The organism is Rhodoferax sp. U11-2br, from assembly GCF_018619435.1.
In the GTDB taxonomy this organism is placed as follows: domain Bacteria; phylum Pseudomonadota; class Gammaproteobacteria; order Burkholderiales; family Burkholderiaceae_C; genus Rhodoferax.
The window spans coordinates 49,344-66,076 of record NZ_JAHFZF010000014.1 but is presented as its reverse complement, the minus strand read 5'-3'; the positions used below and the strand labels follow the sequence as shown (position 1 = coordinate 66,076).

Genomic DNA, 16,733 nt, shown 5'->3' with positions numbered 1-16,733 from the left:
ATAGGATAATCGTCCCTTTTACCAACCTGCCGGAGCCCATTCATCATGGCCAAAGAATTTCGTACTGAAGCTGACCGCAAAGCGACGCCCCGTCCTGTTGCCCCCAAGGGCGTGTGCTACACCGCTGGCCACGGCCAGATGCGCAGCCTGGAGCGCGGCGTTGCCACCAACAACAAGAAAAACCCTGGCAAGCGTTGCAAAAAAGGCGGCTGATCCCTGCTTTAGCCGCTTGATGCGGCGCCAAAAAACGGCCCAAGTCGGGCCGTTTTTTTTATGCATTTTTGGCCTCTAGCCCTTATCTATAAAGGGTTGGTAGCTATGCAAAATAGAGTCTATCGGCCTTACATATTGCGCCGATATTGCCCACCCACCTCAAACAGCGCATTGGTGATCTGACCCAGGGAGCAGCAACGCACCGCGTCCATCAGCACCTCAAACACATTCTGGTTGTCGATGACGGCCTGCTGCAGGCGTTTGAGCTGGGCCGGTGCCTCGGCCGCATGGCGGGTGTGGAAGTCGGCCAGGCGACTGAGCTGGCTTTGTTTTTCTTCGTCGGTGGAGCGCGCCAGCTCCAGCTTGTCATTGACCGGGTCGCCATGCGGGTTGCGGAAGGTGTTGACACCGATGATGGGCAACTCGCCGGTGTGTTTGAGCATCTCATACGTCATCGATTCGTCCTGAATCTTGCCGCGCTGGTAGCCGGTTTCCATGGCACCGAGCACACCACCACGCTCGGTGATGCGCTCAAACTCCAGCAACACCGCTTCTTCCACCAACTCGGTCAGCTCTTCGATGATGAACGCGCCCTGTGACGGGTTCTCGTTCTTGGCCAGGCCCCATTCGCGGTTGATGATGAGCTGGATGGCCATCGCTCGGCGCACCGAGTCTTCGGTTGGTGTGGTGATGGCCTCGTCAAACGCGTTGGTGTGTAAGCTGTTGCAGTTGTCGTAGATGGCAATCAGCGCCTGCAAGGTGGTGCGGATGTCGTTGAACTGGATTTCTTGTGCGTGCAGGCTGCGCCCGCTGGTCTGTATGTGGTATTTCAGCTTCTGGCTGCGCTCGTTGGCGCCGTAGCGCTCTTTCATCGCCACCGCCCAGATGCGCCGCGCGACACGGCCCATCACCGTGTACTCGGGGTCCATGCCGTTGCTGAAGAAGAAGCTCAGGTTCGGCGCAAAGTCGTCGATGTGCATGCCGCGCGCCAGATAGGCTTCGACATAGGTGAAACCGTTGGAGAGTGTGAACGCCAACTGGCTGATCGGGTTGGCGCCGGCCTCGGCGATGTGGTAACCACTGATGCTCACGCTGTAGAAGTTGCGCACGTTGTGGTGCACAAAGTAGCTGGCGATGTCTCCCATGACCTTGAGGCTGAACTCGGTGCTGAAGATGCAGGTGTTCTGGCCCTGGTCTTCTTTGAGGATGTCGGCCTGCACCGTGCCGCGCACATTGGCCAGCACCCATTCACGTATCTTCTGCGCCTCGGTGTCGGTGGGTTCGCGGCCGTTGTCGGTGATGAACTTTTCCAGGTTCTGGTCGATAGCAGCATTCATGAACATGGCCAGGATGCTCGGTGCTGGCCCATTGATGGTCATGCTCACGCTGGTGTTGGGGCTGCACAAATCAAAACCGCCGTACAGCACTTTCAGATCGTCAATCGTTGCAATCGACACGCCCGAATTGCCGACCTTGCCGTAGATGTCCGGACGCGGATCGGGGTCGTTGCCGTAGAGCGTGACCGAGTCAAACGCGGTCGACAGGCGTTTGGCGGGCAGCCCTGAGCTGAGCAACTTGAAGCGTTTGTTGGTGCGAAACGGGTCGCCTTCCCCGGCGAACATCCGCGTCGGGTCTTCGTTCTCGCGTTTGAAGGCGAAGGTGCCGGCGGTGTAGGGGTAGCTGCCCGGCACGTTGTCGAGCATCAGCCACTTCAGGATTTCGCCGTGGTCTTCGTATTGCGGCAGACACACCTTGCGGATGGGCGTGCCGCTCAAGCTTTTGGTGGTGAGGCTGGTGCGGATTTCCTTGTCGCGGATCTTCACCACGTATTCGTCGCCCGCGTAGGCTCGCTGCATCTCGGGCCACTGGGCCAGCAGCTTGTGGGCAGCGGGGTCTTGGGTCTGCTCGCGTTGCTGGGCCAGCTTTTGGGCGGCCTCGGCCGCCGCGCTGGTGTCGTTGTCCTGCAGCATCGTTGCGGCGGCGCGCAGTTGCTGGATTTCACGCGCCAGCTTGGCTTGGGCGCGGGCATTTTTCTTGTAATCGCGCACCGTGTCGGCAATGTCGGCCAAGTAGCGGGTGCGTGCGGCGGGCACCACCGGGCTCTGGTTGGTGCTGTGGCGCACCGCCACCGTGGGCAGGTGTGAGGCACCCAGCGGCAGGCCGAGTTCAGCCAGCCGCACTTTCAGGGCCTGGTACAACGCGGTCACGCCGTCGTCGTTGAAGCGTGCCGCCATGGTGCCAAACACCGGCATCTGCTCGGGCGGCACGTTAAAGGCCTCGCGGTTGCGCTGCACCTGTTTGGCCACGTCGCGCAGTGCATCCACGGCGCCCTTGCGGTCAAACTTGTTGATGGCCACAAACTCGGCAAAGTCCAGCATGTCGATTTTTTCCAGCTGGCTGGCGGCGCCAAACTCGGGTGTCATCACATACAAAGGCACATCCACATGCGGCACGATGGCCGCGTCACCCTGGCCAATGCCCGAGGTCTCCACAATGATCAGATCGAAACCAGCCACCTTGCAGGCGGCCAGCACGTCGGGCAGGGCAGCGCTGATTTCTGAACCAAAGTCCCGGGTGGCGAGGGAACGCATGAAGACCTTGGGGCCGTTTTGCCATGGACTGATGGCGTTCATGCGGATGCGGTCACCCAGCAGCGCGCCACCACTCTTGCGCCGACTCGGGTCGATGCTGATCACCGCCACACGCAGGCTGTCACTCTGGTCAAGCCGCAGGCGGCGTATCAGCTCGTCGGTCAGGCTCGACTTGCCCGCACCACCGGTGCCGGTGATGCCCAGAACAGGTATATTTTTTGTAGCTTCTAGCCCTTGTATATCAAGGGCTAGAGCCTTAAAAGGCACTGAAAACTCGCCTTTACCTACTCCCGAGGCGTTTTCGTTCTCGAGTGCGGTGATGAGTTGTGCCAGTGCACGCCAACTGGCGTCAGTGTGGCCCTGGATAGCTTCGATCTGGGTCGGCGCGTATGCAGTGAGGTCTAGGTCACACGACTTCACCATCTGACCAATCATGCCGGCCAGGCCCATGCGCTGGCCGTCTTCGGGGCTGAAGATGTGTTGCACACCATAGGCATGCAACTCGGCAATCTCGCTGGGCACAATCACGCCGCCGCCGCCGCCAAACACCTGGATGTGCGCGCCGCCCCGGCTCTTGAGCAGGTCCACCATGTATTTGAAATACTCCACATGCCCGCCCTGGTAGGAGCTGATGGCAATGCCCTGGGCATCTTCCTGCAGCGCGGCGGTCACCACCTCGTCCACACTGCGGTTGTGGCCCAGGTGGATCACCTCGGCGCCCATGCTTTGCAGGATGCGACGCATGATGTTGATCGAGGCGTCGTGCCCGTCAAACAGGCTGGCCGCGGTGACAAAACGCACTTTGTGGGTCGGCCGGTAGTGGGCCAGGGCCTTGAGGTCGGTGGACAGGTCGGTCATGGGTGTCTCCAGTCGGGTACTTATCGTTGTAAGGTTCAAACCGCGATTTCATCGGTTTGAACTGACTTGACGTTGACGTCAACGTCAATCTGGTGCGCATGGTACTTGAAACGGTGCTTTCGCGTTACATTGCCATGTGGTCGCCAGCCACTGCCTTGAACACCCTCGGACCTGATGCCATGACACCCATCCAGCTTTTTGACACCGCCTCCAGCACCTACACCTACGTCCTGTTTGACCCGGCCAGCCGTGATGCCGTGATCATCGACCCGGTGGACACCCAGATCGCGCGTGATCTGCAGGTGTTACGCGAGCATGGCCTCAAACTGATCTGGGCGCTCGAAACCCATGCCCATGCCGACCACATCACCAGCGCAGGCCAGTTGGCCGAACTGGCGGGTGCCAAAACCACCGCACCCGCAGGCTGTGGCATCAGCACCGCGTCGGTGCAGCTGCAGGACGGGGATATGCTGGACTTTGGCGCTGAACAAATCCGCGCCCTGCACACGCCGGGCCACACCGCAGGCAGCATGAGTTTTGTCTGGCACAACCACGTCTTTACCGGTGACACCTTGCTGATCAACGGCTGTGGCCGCACCGACTTTCAGTCCGGCAGTGCGACGCAGATGTACCACAGCCTCACCGAAGTGTTGTTCAAACTGCCCGAGGACACCACCGTCTGGCCCGGGCACGATTACCAGGGCAAAACCCAATCCAGCATCGGCCAGGAAAAGGCCAGCAACCCCCGGGTGGCGGGCAAAAGCCTGGCCGAGTTTGTGGCCATCATGGACGCGCTGAAACTGCCGCCACCCCAACGCATCCAGGAAGCGGTGCCTGCCAACCTGCGCTCTGGTCTGCGCCACGACACCCCGGCGCCCGAGAGCCTGCTGCCGCGCCCGGCTGCCGGTTACGCAGGTGACGTGTCACCCACCTTGGCCTGGCAGTGGTTTGAGTCAGGTGAAGCAGTTCTGGTGGATGTGCGCACCGATGCCGAACGCGCCTGGGTTGGTTTTGTGCCGGGTGCCCTGGCGGTGGCCTGGAAACAATGGCCCGGCATGGTGATGAACCCCGACTTTGATGCGCAGTTGCAGGCCTCCGTGCCCGAAGGCCAAAAAGTGCTGTTGCTGTGCCGCAGCGGGGTGCGCTCGGTCGCAGCGGCCCAGCGTGCCACCGAGCTGGGGCTGCAGGCCTACAACATCCTCGAAGGTTTTGAAGGTGACCCGGATGAGCACGCCCAGCGCAACCGGCACGGCGGCTGGCGCTTTCATGGCCTGCCTTGGCGCCAGAGTTAGTGTCAGCTAACGCGGCTGATCTGTGTCCGGCGGTGGTGGGCTGTCAGTTTGGACTGAGCCTGTCGAAGCCCAACCCGACACAAACAGGCGCTGCTTTATTGAGCTAGCTCAACTGACACGATGTCAGGGCCTGTGGGCCTGGCCGTCGTGCCAATGGACAGCGGGTTTGTGCTGATAATCCCCGGCATGACTTTTTTGGCAATGGACGTGGGCAATACCCGCCTGAAATGGGCCCTGCATGCTGCACCCAGGCGCGACGCGCCGGTGCTGGCCCAGGGGGTGCAATTCCTCGACAACATCGAAACACTGGCTGAAGGTGACTGGTCACGCATCCCGCCGCCGCAGCATGTGTTGGGTTGCCTGGTGGCCGGTGAGGCGGTCAAACGCCGGGTCGAAGAACAGATGGAGCTGTGGGACGTGTCGGCCCAGTGGGTGGTGGCCAGCAGCGAAGAGGCTGGTGTCACCAACGGTTACGACTACCCGGCGCGCCTGGGGGCCGACCGCTGGGTGGCGATGATCGGCGCCTGGCACCGTGGCCTGGCCCAAGGCCCGGCGCGGCCGATGGTGGTGGTGATGGTCGGCACGGCCGTCACCGTGGATGCGCTGGACGCCACGGGCCGTTTTCTGGGCGGCCTGATTTTGCCCGGTCACGGCATCATGTTGCGCGCTATGGAGTCCGGCACCGCAGGCCTGAGTGTGCCGACCGGCAATGTGGTCGATTTCCCCACCAACACCAGCGACGCACTCACCAGCGGCGGCACCTTTGCGATTGTGGGTGCGGTGGATCGGATGCTGCAGCATGTGCGCAAACACTGTGGCGCCGAGCCTTTGTGTCTGATGACCGGTGGCGCCGGTTGGAAGGTGGCGCCCAGCATGACCCAGCCTTTTGAGCTGGTGGACAACCTGCTGTTTGATGGCCTGCTGGAAATGGCTGAGCGGCGCTTTGGCCACTGACCGCAGCGAATGGCTTGCCATATTTGGGGCTTTGACGCTACATTCGCCGGGTTTGGTTTTTGCCCCCACGGGCCACAAAGCCTGAACTGCAACGGAAGTTAAACCCAATGCCTCGCCATCCCGCTGAGCCCTGAGGACGGTCGGGGTACTCTGAACACTGAAGCGGAAAGTGCGCATGAAATTTCTATCTGGTTTGAGCGTCATGGCTCGGTTGACGGTGACATTTGGCGCCTTGTTGATCCTGTTGTTTGCCAGCGCCGGTCTGGCATTGTTGCAGCAACAGCAGTCCGCCCGGGCGATGGACCAACTGGTCAGCAGCGACCTGGAAAAATTACGTTTGACGGAGACCTGGAAGGCGCTGTCACAGGAAACCACCGTGCGTCTGATGGCGGTCAACCGGTCAACCGACCCCGCACTGGCGCAGCTGTTTGGTCCTGAAATTGGCCCTTTGGTCAAGGCGGTGGGCGCCATGTTCAACCAGATTCGCGAGGTGTCCACCTCTGAGGAAGAGAAAGCCTGGTTTGACGCCATGACACCCAAGCGTGAGGCCTTGCTCAAGTCTTTGGGGCAAATGGCAGAACTGCGCAAAAGTGGCGATGTGGACGGTGCTGTCAAAGCGTTTGATGAAGGCTTTGTCCCGGCCCAAAAAAGTTACAACGAACACATCGCCGCCTTTTCCGCGCTGCAACGCAGCTTGATGGATGCCAAGGTGGCAGAAGTCAAGACGCAGGCGCGTCAACGGGCCCTGTGGCAGCTGGGGATTGCTGTGGTGTTGGGTTTGCTGGGTTTGTGGATGGCCTTGGGCGTGACGCGGCACATCAAACACTCGCTCGACGCAGCGGTATCGGTGGCCCGGGCGGTTGCCGGGGGGGATTTGAGCCAACAGCCGCAAGTGCAGGGGCATGACGAGTTCGCCGAGCTGATGCGCAATATGGGTGAGATGACCAGCTCCCTGGAGCGCATCGTTTACCAGGTGCGCCAAGGCACCAACAGCATCGCCACCGCCTCCACTGAAATCTCGCAGGGCAACAACGACTTGTCACACCGGACCGAGCAGCAGGCCAGCAACGTGCAGCAGGTGGCCTCCGCCATGGACGAAATCACCCAGTCGGTGCGCCAGAATGCCGACCACGCACGACAGGCCAACACGCTCTCGCAGGAAGCCAGCCTGGTGGCGCAGCGTGGAGGCGAGGCGGTGTCCCGTGTGGTGACCACCATGAGCGAGATCAACAGCGCCTCACACCGCATCGAAGAGATCATTGCGGTGATCGATGGCATTGCTTTTCAGACCAATATCCTGGCACTCAATGCGGCGGTGGAAGCGGCACGTGCGGGTGAACAAGGGCGTGGTTTTGCGGTTGTGGCGGGCGAGGTGCGCACACTGGCGCAGAGGTCTGCGCAGGCAGCCAAGGAAATCAAGACCCTGATCTCAGACTCCAGTGACAAGGTGCGCGTGGGCAGCGAGCAGGTTGAAGGCGCCGGACGCACCATGGACGACATCATGCAAGCGGTGAAACGGGTCAGTGCCTTGGTGTCCCAGATCAGTGAAGCCACCGAAGAACAGGGGCGTGGCATAACCCATGTGGGTGACTCGGTCAGTGAAATCGATCAGATGACCCAGCAAAACGCTGCCCTGGTCGAGCAGGCCGCTGCCGCCGCAGACTCCATGCGCCGCCAGGCACAAGAGCTGGAGCAAGCGGTTTCGGTGTTTCACCTGGCATCCACCGTGGGAACCCGGCCGCTGTTGCGGTGACTTGGCTGCGGCTGCGTCAACGGTCAGGTCCCCGCGGGCCAGTTCTCTGATAGTTGAATGTCGGGATTGATGTAAAAATGGCCTCTAGCCCTTTTGCATAAAAGGCTGATAGCTACTTTTTATATAGCTCGCTGATATCGATCAGCCCAGGGGCTACCCGGCTTGGCTCAGCCAGCGCTGCGCCAGCCGTACCCAGTAGGTCGCACCCAGCGGCAACAATGCGTCGTTGAAGTCATAACTGGCGTTGTGCAACACACAGGGGCCGGCACCATGGCCCAGCTCGCGGTGGCTGCCGTCGCCGTTGGCGATGAAGGCGTAACAGCCTGGCTTTTGCAGCAGCATGTAGGAGAAGTCTTCCGCCCCCATGGTCGGCTCCTGCACCTGCACCTTGTCGGGCCCCACGATCTCGGCCATCACCTGTCGGCAAAACTCGGCCTCGGCCGCGCTGTTGATGGTGGGCGGGTAGTTGCGGTGGAAGTCGAAGTCGGCGCTCAGGCCAAACGCGGCGCACAGCTGTTCAGTCATGTCCTTCATGCGTTGTTCAATCAGGTCCAGCACCTCGAAGGAGAAGGTGCGCACCGTGCCCTGCAACTCGCAGCTGTTGGGGATCACGTTGGTGGCTTCACCGGCGTGGATCATGGTGACCGAGATCACGCCAGCGTCAATCGGTTTGATATTGCGGCTGATGATGCTCTGAAAACCCTGCACCAGTTGGCAGGCCACCGGCACCGGGTCGAGCGTGTTGTGCGGGATCGCCGCGTGGCCGCCTTTGCCGCGCACGGTGATCTTGAATTCGTTGCTCGAGGCCATCACTGGCCCTGAACTCGCGGCAAAGCTGCCGCTCTCGTAACCGGGCCAGTTGTGCAGGCCAAACACAGCCTGCATCGGAAATTGCTCAAACAGACCGTCCTTGATCATCTCGCGTGCGCCGCCGCCGCCTTCTTCGGCGGGTTGGAAGATCAGGTAGACGGTGCCGTCAAAGTCGCGGTGGCTACTGAGGTATTGGGCCGCCGCCAGCAGCATCGCGGTGTGGCCGTCGTGGCCGCAGGCGTGCATTTTGCCGGGGTGGGTGCTGGCGTGGGCAAAGGTGTTGAGCTCTTGCATCGGCAGCGCGTCCATGTCGGCACGCAGGCCCAGCGCGTGGCCACAGGCGCCGCCGTCGCGCCCGTCCAGGATGCCCACCACGCCGGTGGTGCCCAGGCCGCGGTGCACGGGGATGCCCCATTCGGTGAGTTTGGTCGCCACCAAGTCGGCGGTGCGGACTTCTTTAAAACACAGCTCCGGGTGGGCGTGGATGTCGCGTCGCAAGGTCGCAATGTTGGGGCTGTTTTGGGTGATGGCGTCGATGAGTTTCATGGCGGGCTGGGCAGGTTGCAGTTAGGCCGAAGGGCAGTGATGGCATTATGAAGCGGGTGCTGAGTCCTTCTTGTTGGTGATGCTGTTGGTGCTTGTTCCGTTGGTTCTGTTCATCCAGCGGTGTTGGTGCGCCGGGGCGGGTATGGCCAGGGGCCTCATACTGGGGTACCAGAAATCGGCCCCTGGCCATACCCGCCCCGGCTTGAACTGCGGCTTGTGAGCGCCGAGCTGGAATACCGAAACCAATGAACTGGTGCCGCCGTCGCTTTGGGGCCAGTATCTGGTTTTCAGTCTTTTTGCACACCACAACCGTTTGCAGCATGGGGGCGGACCGGGCTGGGCGCCGATTTCTGGTACCCCAGTATGAGGCGCCTGGCTCGGTCTGCCTCCATGCCACCCGCCGCCGCACGCGCTGGGCCCAAAGCCACCCTTTCTGCAAGAGACGTATCCAAAGCCGGATATGCTCTTTCACCCATTTCGCCATTCAAAAGCCTGCCATGCCCCACAGCACCACCGCCCCCCATTCCTTCCAAGTCAGAGGCGCCTGCCCCCACGACTGCCCTGACACCTGTTCCCTGCTGACCACGGTGGAAAACGGCGTGGCGATCAAGGTGCAGGGCAACCCGGCGCACCCGCACACCGGGGGCAGCCTGTGCACCAAGGTGTCGCGTTACACCGAACGCACCTACCACCCGGATCGCCTGCTGCAGCCGATGAAACGCGTTGGACCCAAAGGTTCGGGCCAGTTTGCGCCGGTGAGCTGGGATGAGGCGTTGGACGACATCGCAGCGCGCCTGAAGGTTATTGCGGCGCGTGACCCGCAGGCCATCTTGCCCTACAGCTACGCGGGCACCATGGGTCTGGTGCAGGGCGAGAGCATCGCCGGGCGTTTTTTCAACAAACTTGGCGCGTCCCAACTGGAGCGCACCATCTGCGCCGCGGCCGGTGGCGTGGGGCTGGTGCACACACTGGGTGGCAAGGTTGGTATGCGGGTCGAGTTTTTTGCGGAGTCCAAGCTGATCCTGATCTGGGGCAGCAACTCGATCACCAGCAACCTGCATTTCTGGCGCTACGCCAGCCAGGCCAAACGCGATGGCGCCAAGCTCATCTGCATCGACCCGCGCAAGAGTGAAACCGCCGACAAGTGCCATGAACATATTGCCCTCTTGCCCGGAACAGACGGGGCTTTGGCGCTATCCATCATGCAGCAGCTGATTGTTCACGACTGGCTCGACCACGACTACCTGGCGCGCCACACCCTGGGCTGGGAGCAGATGCGCGAGCGCGCCTTGGCGTGGCCGCCCGAGCGTGCCGCTGCGGTGTGTGGTATCGAGGCCGCGCAGATCGAATCGCTGGCGCGGGACTACGGCGCGTTTGCCAACAGCGACCAGGCTGCTGCCATTCGTATGAACTACGGCCTGCAGCGGGTGCATGGTGGTGGCAACGCGGTGCGCCTGATTGCCCTGTTGCCCGCGCTGATTGGTGCCTGGCGGCACCGCGCTGGGGGTGTGTTGCTGAGCAACTCAGGCGCTTTTCCGGTGCAGCGCGCGGCGCTGGAGCGGCCCGACCTGCGCGCCGGGCGGCCATCACGCACCATCAACATGGCGACCATTGGCAACGATTTGCTGCGCCCGGCCAGCCCGGAATTTGGCCCGGCGGTCGAGGCGCTGATCGTCTACAACAGCAACCCGGTGGCGATTGCCCCCGATTCAGCCAAGGTGGTGGCCGGTTTTGCGCGTGAGGACTTGTTCACCGTGGTGCTGGAGCATTTCCAGACCGACACCGCCGATTACGCCGACTATGTGTTGCCCGCCACCACCCAGCTCGAGCACTGGGACGTGCATTCTGCCTACGGCCACACAGACGCGCTGCTCAATCGCCCGGCGATTGAGCCGGTGGGCCAGGCCTGGCCCAACACCCAGATCTTTCGCGAACTCAGCCGTCGTATGGGCTTCACCGAGCCGTGTTTTACCGACAGTGACGAGGACCTGTGCCGTCAAGCCTATGGCGACAAGGTCGACTTCAACACCTTGCTGGACCAGGGTTTTGCCACGCTGCCTTTGCCTGAGGCTCCCTTTGCCCAGGGTGGGTTTCCGACACCGTCGGGCCAATGCGAGTTTTTCAGCCAGCGCCTGGCCGATCAAGGCCTGGATGGTTTGCCCGACCATGTGCCCAACCACGAGTCTGCGGGCAGTTCACAAACTTACCCGCTGGCGATGATCTCGCCACCCGCGCGTAACTTTTTGAACTCCAGCTTTGTCAATGTGGGCAGCCTGCGCCAAAGTGAAGGTGAACCGCTGCTGGAAATGCACCCAGCCGATGCCGCCGAGCGCCAGCTGCAAGACGGTGCGCTGGTGCGGGTGTTCAACACACGTGGTGAACACCGCTGCCGCCTGAGCCTGAACGCGCGTGCGCGCCCCGGTGTGGTGGTGGGCCTGGGCGTCTGGTGGCGCAAGTTCGGGCTGGATGGCCACAACGTGAACCAACTCACCAGCCAGGCGCTGACCGACCTGGGCAACGCGCCGACCTTTTACGACTGTCTGGTGGACGTGCAGGCCGCCTGAGCTTCACCCAACCAGCAGCATCGCTGCCAGCGTGGCCATCACCAGTGCAATCAGGCCGTCGAGGACCCGCCAGGCCAGCGTGGTCTGGAACAGCGTGGCCAGGTAACGGGCCCCAAAACCCAGCGCGGCAAACCAGCAGAAGCTGGCGCTGATGGCCCCAGCGCCAAAGACCCAGCGCCCCGGGTCGGGTCGCTGGTTGGCAATCGCGCCGAGTAACACCACGGTGTCCAGATACACATGCGGGTTCAAAAAGGTGAAGCCAAAACAGGCCAGCAGCGCGGTGGCCAGGGTCACTGGCGCGGCGTTGTCCAGGTGCATCTGGCTGCCCAACCAGCTGCGCCGCGCGGCCAGCGCGCCATAACTGGCCAGAAACAACGCGCCGCCATAACGCGCCCCATCCATCAACAGCGTGTTGCCGCGAATTAACACCCCGGCGCCGCCAATGCCAGCAACGATCAGCAGCGCGTCCGACAGAGCACAAAACAGCACCAGGGCCAGCACATGCTGGCGCCGGATGCCGCAGCGCAGTACATAGGCATTCTGGGAACCGATGGCCACAATCAGCGCCAGGCCGGTGGCAAAACCGCTTACAAAGTCCATGGGAAGAGGGGGCCGAGATGCCCAGGTGTTTTCAATGAAATCAGCATGTAGCCCTTGTATATTGAGGGCTAGTAGCTGCTGAAAATATAGCAATCAAGGCTTGGTCAGCAGCGCGTCTTCCAGCATGACCTTGTAGCTGTAACCCGCAGCAAAGTCCTTGTTGGTGCGCACCGTGCCCGAGACCGTGACCACATCACCGACCTGGGCCGTGGCGCGGCTGGTGACTAGCAGGTCGTGGGTCTGGGCGGCCACGCTGCCACTGCCGTCCTGCAGGTGAATCCAGTTTTTGCCCATGATCTCGGGGTTGAACTTGACCACCTGGCCACGCAGGGTGACCGCTTTGTCCTTGAGGCTGCTGGCCTGGCTGATCAGCTCGGCCACTGTGTAGGTATTGGCGCCGCTGGCTTTGGCCACCTTGATCGGGCCCAGGTTTGTTGTGGGCGCGGGCGCCATGTGCATGATGCTGGGGATCTGGACCAGGTTGCCAAACACGATGGTCTTGAAGGTCTTGTGCAGCGCCTTGCTCTCAAAGTTGGCCATCACCATCGGGTTTTCGATGCGCACCTGGCTGCCGGTTTTGACGGTCGCTTTGCCCACGGCCGCCCAGGTTTCACCGTCCTGGGTTTTGAGGCGCAGGTAGGTGTAACTCTCGACGTCTTTCACCTCCAGCACCTCACCGGTCAACAGGTTGGTCGCAGCCGGGCCGGGGCCTGCGGCCCAGCTGTTGCACAGGGTTGAGGTCGTCAAAAGGGTCAACAGGGCCAGGGTTTTGAGGGATGTCATGGCAGGTTTCCAACAACAAAAGGTGTGAGGTCGAGGGGGCTTATGTCAGCAGCGCCAGCAGTCGGGTCAGCGCATGCTGCACCGTGGCGGCCCGCACGGCGGCGCGGTCACCGGCAAAGTGTTGGCTCTCGCTGAACAGGCCGCTTGGTGTGGCCCAGCCGAACCACACGGTGCCCACCGGTTTGTCCACGCTGCCACCGCCGGGCCCGGCCACACCGGTCACGGCCACCGCCACCTGGGCGTGTGAATGGGCCAGCGCACCCGTTGCCATGGCGCGCGCCACGGGTTCACTGACCGCGCCATGTTGCGCAATCAGCTTGGCGGGCACACCCAGCAGCTCGGTCTTGGCGGCATTGGAGTAGCTCACAAAACCACGCTCAAACCACAGGCTCGAGCCCGCCAGGTCGGTGCAGGCAGCGGCAATCAGGCCACCGGTGCAGCTCTCGGCGGTGGCCAGCATCCACTGTTTCTTAGATAAGAAATCGGCCACTAGCCCGCATACAAGCTGGGCTGATGGCTCTTGATTTGAGAGTAAGTCAGGCATCACCACACCCGCCATAGCGCAATCACCAGCAGCGTACAACACGCCGCCACCAGATCGTCGAGCATGATGCCCCAGCCGGCTTTGCGCCAGGCGCCTGGGTCGGTGGCTGGGTCCACGTCATGAAACAGCTGGTCGGCCCAGGCCACCGGGCCGGGTTTGACCGCATCAAAAAACCGGAACAGGACAAACGCCGCCACCTGCGCCCACCAGCCCATCGGGCTGGCCAGCCACAGCACCAGCCAGAAGGCGACCACCTCGTCCCAGACGATGCTGCCAGGGTCCAGCACCCGCATGTTGCGCGCGGTCACGCTGCAGGCCCACCAGCCCACCAGAGTCCCCAGGCCAATCAGCAGCCCCCATTGCGGGTCGGACAGGCGGTTGTGCAGCAGCGCAAAACTGAGCCAGGCCCACAAGGTGCCAGCGGTGCCGGGCGCCTTGGGGCTTAACCCCGAGCCCAAACCCAGCGCCAGCACATGGGCCGGGTGCGCCATCATGAAACGTGCGCTGGGGGCCACGGGCGCACGCGGCGCGGCGCTGTCCTGGGTGTCATCCGGGGTGATCTGCATCACACGATTATCCCGCGTGTGTTTGGCCCCCGACCATCACGCAGGCGGGTGTGCCGGTCAATGCATTTGCCTGGACTGGGATGGTGTCTGCCCAAACAGTTTGCGGTAATCGCAGGAGAACTGGCTGACGTGCCAGAAGCCCAGGTCGGCTGCCACGTCTTGCACGCTGACGGGCTGGGCGCTGCTTTGCCGCAGCCTCCGGCGCGCGGTGTTGAGGCGGACCAGGCGAAGGTACTGCATCGGACTCATGCCCAGCACATCCTCAAAACAATACTGCAGAGTCCGGCGGCTGACAAACAGGCGCTCACACAGCTCTGGCACCGTCAGCGTCTGGTCGTGTTGCGACAGCACCAGATCGCGCGCCTTGGCCACGATGCGCTGGCGGCGCTGAAAGCTGTTGCTGACGGCGGGGTCCACCTTGCTGGTGTCCAGCAGTGCCAGCAGCGCGTTGAGTAGAAGCTGCTGGCGCCAGGCCGGGTCCGTGTAGGGGCCGTCGTGCTGCAGCAGCCCGGCCAGCCTTTGTAGCAGGCGCTGGTGAGGGTGGGGCGCCACCTGCATCACTTCGGCCTGGGCCAGCTTTGCCCAGTCGATCAAGCAGCCACCCCGCTCGGCGGCATGCTGCAAGTTGTCCTGGCGCATGACGATGCCGTAGATGACATAGTCAGACGGCGTCTGTAACTCAAACTCGCAGTGGCCCGGGCGCACCATGATGCTATGTGGGCCGACCAGTCGGCCATTGATGCGGGTCTGACCCGTCTGCACCGGCAGGCCAAACCAGAAGGTGTCGGGCCAGACGCAGCAGGACTGGTGCACCGCCTGGCTGGTGTCCTCACGAAACACCTGCATCTGGGGCAGTTGCAGCTCGGTCAGGCGGCCATGAAAGTGGCCCGGCGTGATCTGGTCGTAACTTTGTTCCCAGTCGGTCAGGTTGTGGGCGTGTTCGTCGGCATCAAAAGCCTGGATGGTGCGAATCTGGTGCGTTTTGCCCGCAATTGGCGCATCAGCGGCCAGGGGGCTGGTGGTTACACAGGAAGAGGCTGAAACCATGGTGTGTGCGTCCTCATGAGTCGGATGGTTGGGGGGCATCCCGGCGCACCGCTGCTGGCAAGACGTGTGAAGTGCATCAAGGCAACTTTGCCGAATTTCGATAACGCCAAAAAGCGGGTCTGGATAAAGATCACCACAAGCAAACCCCATGCCCACACCCTTCTTCTTCCTGCAAGCACTTTGAACTTGATTGGAGTACCCAAAAATGAATCCGTTGGACCCTTCTCACCACAGTGGCACCCATGTGCTCAAACCGGTGCTCAGCACCCTGCAACTCTGGGGTATCGCCGTGGGCCTGGTGATCTCTGGTGAATACTTTGGCTGGAGCTTTGGCTGGGCCTCGGCCGGCACGCTGGGCTTCACCGTCACCTCGCTGTTCATCGCGGCGATGTACGCCACCTTCATCTTCAGCTTCACCGAGCTGACCACCTCGATCCCGCACGCCGGTGGCCCGTTTGCCTACAGCAAACGCGCCTTTGGCCCGGTGGGTGGTTACCTTGCCGGTGCCGCCACCTTGATTGAGTTTGTGTTTGCGCCACCCGCGATTTCACTGGCGATTGGGGCTTACCTGAACGTGCAGTTTCCGGCGCTGGACCCCAAACTCGCCGCGCTCGGGGCGTATGTGGTGTTCATGACGCTCAACATCATCGGGGTCCAGATTGCCGCCACCTTTGAGCTGGCGGTGACGCTGCTCGCCATTTTTGAGCTGCTGGTGTTCATGGGCGTGGTGTCACCGGGCTTCTCGATGGCCAATTTCACCAAGGGAGGCTGGTCCGGGCAGGATGGTTTCAGCCTGGCGGCGATTCCCGGCATGTTTGCCGCAATACCGTTTGCGATCTGGTTCTTCCTGGCGATTGAAGGGGTGGCCATGGCCGCTGAAGAAGCCAAAGACCCCAAGCGCTCGATTCCGATTGCTTACATCGCGGGCATCCTGACCCTGGTGGTGCTGGCCATTGGGGTGATGGTGTTTGCCGGTGGTGCTGGCGACTGGACCAAACTCTCCAACATCAACGACCCACTGCCGCAGGCCATGAAGATGATTGTGGGTGAAAACAGCGGCTGGTTGCACATGCTGGTGTGGCTGGGCCTGTTTGGTCTGGTGGCATCGTTCCACGGCATCATTCTGGGGTATTCACGCCAGATTTATGCGCTGTCGCGTGAGGGGTATTTGCCGCCGTTTTTTGCCAAGTTACACCCACGTTTCAAGACACCCCACCGCGCGATTCTGGCTGGTGGTGTGATCGGTATTGCTGCCATCTACAGCGACGAGTTGATCAAGATTGGTGGCAACACTCTGACCGCCAACATCGTCACCATGTCGGTGTTTGGCGCGATCCTGATGTACATCATCAGCATGCTGAGCCTGTTCCAGTTGCGCCGCACCGCACCTGACATGGTGCGCCCGTTCAAGGCACCGTTTTACCCGTATTTCCCGGCCTTTGCGCTGCTGGGTGCCGCGGTGTGCATGGCTACAATGATTTATTACAACCCCTTGATTTTTGGTCTTTTTCTGGGCTTTTTGGCCATCGGTTACGGCTATTTCCTGATGACCAGCCACCACCGCAGCAAGGCCATCGCCCTGAACAGCCTGGCTGCAGATCCAACCTGAGCT

The 16,733-nt window shown here is 61.8% G+C and carries 13 protein-coding genes and 1 pseudogene; 7 read left to right on the top strand and 7 right to left on the bottom strand.

All coding sequences use genetic code 11. From position 1 onward, the window contains the following. The first annotated feature begins 45 nt into the window (after nucleotides 1-45). Complete coding sequence (locus KKO72_RS10900; RefSeq protein ID WP_169906443.1) at nucleotides 46-213, top strand: hypothetical protein; 168 nt, start codon at nucleotides 46-48, stop codon at nucleotides 211-213. Nucleotides 214-341: 128 nt separating this feature from the next. On the opposite strand, the gene icmF is transcribed toward KKO72_RS10900, so the two are convergent. After that, on the bottom strand, nucleotides 342-3,662 hold the full coding sequence (icmF, locus tag KKO72_RS10895; protein WP_214938159.1) for a fused isobutyryl-CoA mutase/GTPase IcmF: 3,321 nt from the start codon (nucleotides 3,660-3,662) through the stop codon (nucleotides 342-344). A gap of 98 nt (nucleotides 3,663-3,760) precedes the next feature. Here icmF and KKO72_RS20995 point away from each other — a divergent pair. From KKO72_RS20995 to KKO72_RS21270, 4 genes and pseudogenes are all read left to right on the top strand, one after another. After that, nucleotides 3,761-4,342: pseudogene (locus KKO72_RS20995) on the top strand (MBL fold metallo-hydrolase); the annotation flags it as partial. Nucleotides 4,343-4,516: 174 nt separating this feature from the next. After that, nucleotides 4,517-4,954, top strand: coding sequence for a rhodanese-like domain-containing protein (locus KKO72_RS20990; protein ID WP_251140593.1), 438 nt, complete (start codon nucleotides 4,517-4,519; stop codon nucleotides 4,952-4,954). 186 nt (nucleotides 4,955-5,140) lie between these two features. Continuing rightward, on the top strand, nucleotides 5,141-5,908 hold the full coding sequence (locus tag KKO72_RS10885; protein ID WP_214938155.1) for a type III pantothenate kinase: 768 nt from the start codon (nucleotides 5,141-5,143) through the stop codon (nucleotides 5,906-5,908). A 175-nt stretch (nucleotides 5,909-6,083) separates the two neighbouring features. After that, nucleotides 6,084-7,661: a methyl-accepting chemotaxis protein gene (locus KKO72_RS21270; RefSeq protein ID WP_214938153.1), complete on the top strand. Its 1,578-nt coding sequence runs from the start codon at nucleotides 6,084-6,086 to the stop codon at nucleotides 7,659-7,661. 153 nt (nucleotides 7,662-7,814) lie between these two features. On the opposite strand, the gene KKO72_RS10875 is transcribed toward KKO72_RS21270, so the two are convergent. After that, a complete protein-coding gene (locus KKO72_RS10875) occupies nucleotides 7,815-9,017 on the bottom strand; it encodes a M20 aminoacylase family protein (protein ID WP_214938151.1) in 1,203 nt (400 codons plus the stop codon). Nucleotides 9,018-9,514: 497 nt separating this feature from the next. On the opposite strand from KKO72_RS10875, the gene KKO72_RS10870 reads away from it, so the two are divergent. Further along, nucleotides 9,515-11,581, top strand: a complete 2,067-nt coding sequence (locus KKO72_RS10870; protein WP_214938149.1) for a molybdopterin-dependent oxidoreductase — start codon at nucleotides 9,515-9,517, stop codon at nucleotides 11,579-11,581. Between the two features lie 3 nt (nucleotides 11,582-11,584). Here KKO72_RS10870 and KKO72_RS10865 read toward each other — a convergent pair whose 3' ends face one another. The 5 genes from KKO72_RS10865 to KKO72_RS10845 all read right to left on the bottom strand — a co-directional run bounded on the left by KKO72_RS10865 (nucleotide 11,585) and on the right by KKO72_RS10845 (nucleotide 15,121). Next, nucleotides 11,585-12,181 (bottom strand): LysE/ArgO family amino acid transporter, encoded by a 597-nt coding sequence (locus KKO72_RS10865; protein ID WP_214938147.1) that lies wholly within the window; start codon nucleotides 12,179-12,181, stop codon nucleotides 11,585-11,587. A gap of 93 nt (nucleotides 12,182-12,274) precedes the next feature. After that, nucleotides 12,275-12,964: an OB-fold nucleic acid binding domain-containing protein gene (locus tag KKO72_RS10860; protein ID WP_214938145.1), complete on the bottom strand. Its 690-nt coding sequence runs from the start codon at nucleotides 12,962-12,964 to the stop codon at nucleotides 12,275-12,277. Between the two features lie 40 nt (nucleotides 12,965-13,004). Further along, nucleotides 13,005-13,508 (bottom strand): CinA family protein, encoded by a 504-nt coding sequence (locus tag KKO72_RS10855; protein ID WP_214938143.1) that lies wholly within the window; start codon nucleotides 13,506-13,508, stop codon nucleotides 13,005-13,007. Next, nucleotides 13,508-14,074 (bottom strand): phosphatidylglycerophosphatase A, encoded by a 567-nt coding sequence (locus tag KKO72_RS10850; protein WP_214938142.1) that lies wholly within the window; start codon nucleotides 14,072-14,074, stop codon nucleotides 13,508-13,510. The genes KKO72_RS10855 and KKO72_RS10850 overlap by 1 nt, the downstream gene beginning before the upstream one ends. A gap of 57 nt (nucleotides 14,075-14,131) precedes the next feature. Next, nucleotides 14,132-15,121 (bottom strand): helix-turn-helix domain-containing protein, encoded by a 990-nt coding sequence (locus KKO72_RS10845; protein WP_214938140.1) that lies wholly within the window; start codon nucleotides 15,119-15,121, stop codon nucleotides 14,132-14,134. Between the two features lie 205 nt (nucleotides 15,122-15,326). Here KKO72_RS10845 and eat point away from each other — a divergent pair, with 205 nt between their 5' ends. Beyond that, nucleotides 15,327-16,730, top strand: a complete 1,404-nt coding sequence (gene eat, locus KKO72_RS10840; protein WP_214938138.1) for an ethanolamine permease — start codon at nucleotides 15,327-15,329, stop codon at nucleotides 16,728-16,730. The last annotated feature ends 3 nt before the right edge of the window (nucleotides 16,731-16,733 follow it).

Excerpts from the sequence above, each read along its gene's own strand:
- KKO72_RS10900 (WP_169906443.1), top strand. The coding sequence starts at position 46 with ATGGCCAAAGAATTTCGTACTGAAGCTGACCGCAAAGCGACGCCCCGT.
- KKO72_RS10865 (WP_214938147.1), bottom strand. The coding sequence starts at position 12,181 with ATGGACTTTGTAAGCGGTTTTGCCACCGGCCTGGCGCTGATTGTGGCC.
- KKO72_RS10870 (WP_214938149.1), top strand. The coding sequence starts at position 9,515 with ATGCCCCACAGCACCACCGCCCCCCATTCCTTCCAAGTCAGAGGCGCC.
- KKO72_RS10875 (WP_214938151.1), bottom strand. The coding sequence starts at position 9,017 with ATGAAACTCATCGACGCCATCACCCAAAACAGCCCCAACATTGCGACC.
- KKO72_RS10850 (WP_214938142.1), bottom strand. The coding sequence starts at position 14,074 with ATGCAGATCACCCCGGATGACACCCAGGACAGCGCCGCGCCGCGTGCG.
- KKO72_RS10860 (WP_214938145.1), bottom strand. The coding sequence starts at position 12,964 with ATGACATCCCTCAAAACCCTGGCCCTGTTGACCCTTTTGACGACCTCA.
- KKO72_RS10855 (WP_214938143.1), bottom strand. The coding sequence starts at position 13,508 with ATGCCTGACTTACTCTCAAATCAAGAGCCATCAGCCCAGCTTGTATGC.
- icmF (WP_214938159.1), bottom strand. The coding sequence starts at position 3,662 with ATGACCGACCTGTCCACCGACCTCAAGGCCCTGGCCCACTACCGGCCG.
- KKO72_RS21270 (WP_214938153.1), top strand. The coding sequence starts at position 6,084 with ATGAAATTTCTATCTGGTTTGAGCGTCATGGCTCGGTTGACGGTGACA.
- eat (WP_214938138.1), top strand. The coding sequence starts at position 15,327 with ATGAATCCGTTGGACCCTTCTCACCACAGTGGCACCCATGTGCTCAAA.
- KKO72_RS10885 (WP_214938155.1), top strand. The coding sequence starts at position 5,141 with ATGACTTTTTTGGCAATGGACGTGGGCAATACCCGCCTGAAATGGGCC.
- KKO72_RS10845 (WP_214938140.1), bottom strand. The coding sequence starts at position 15,121 with ATGGTTTCAGCCTCTTCCTGTGTAACCACCAGCCCCCTGGCCGCTGAT.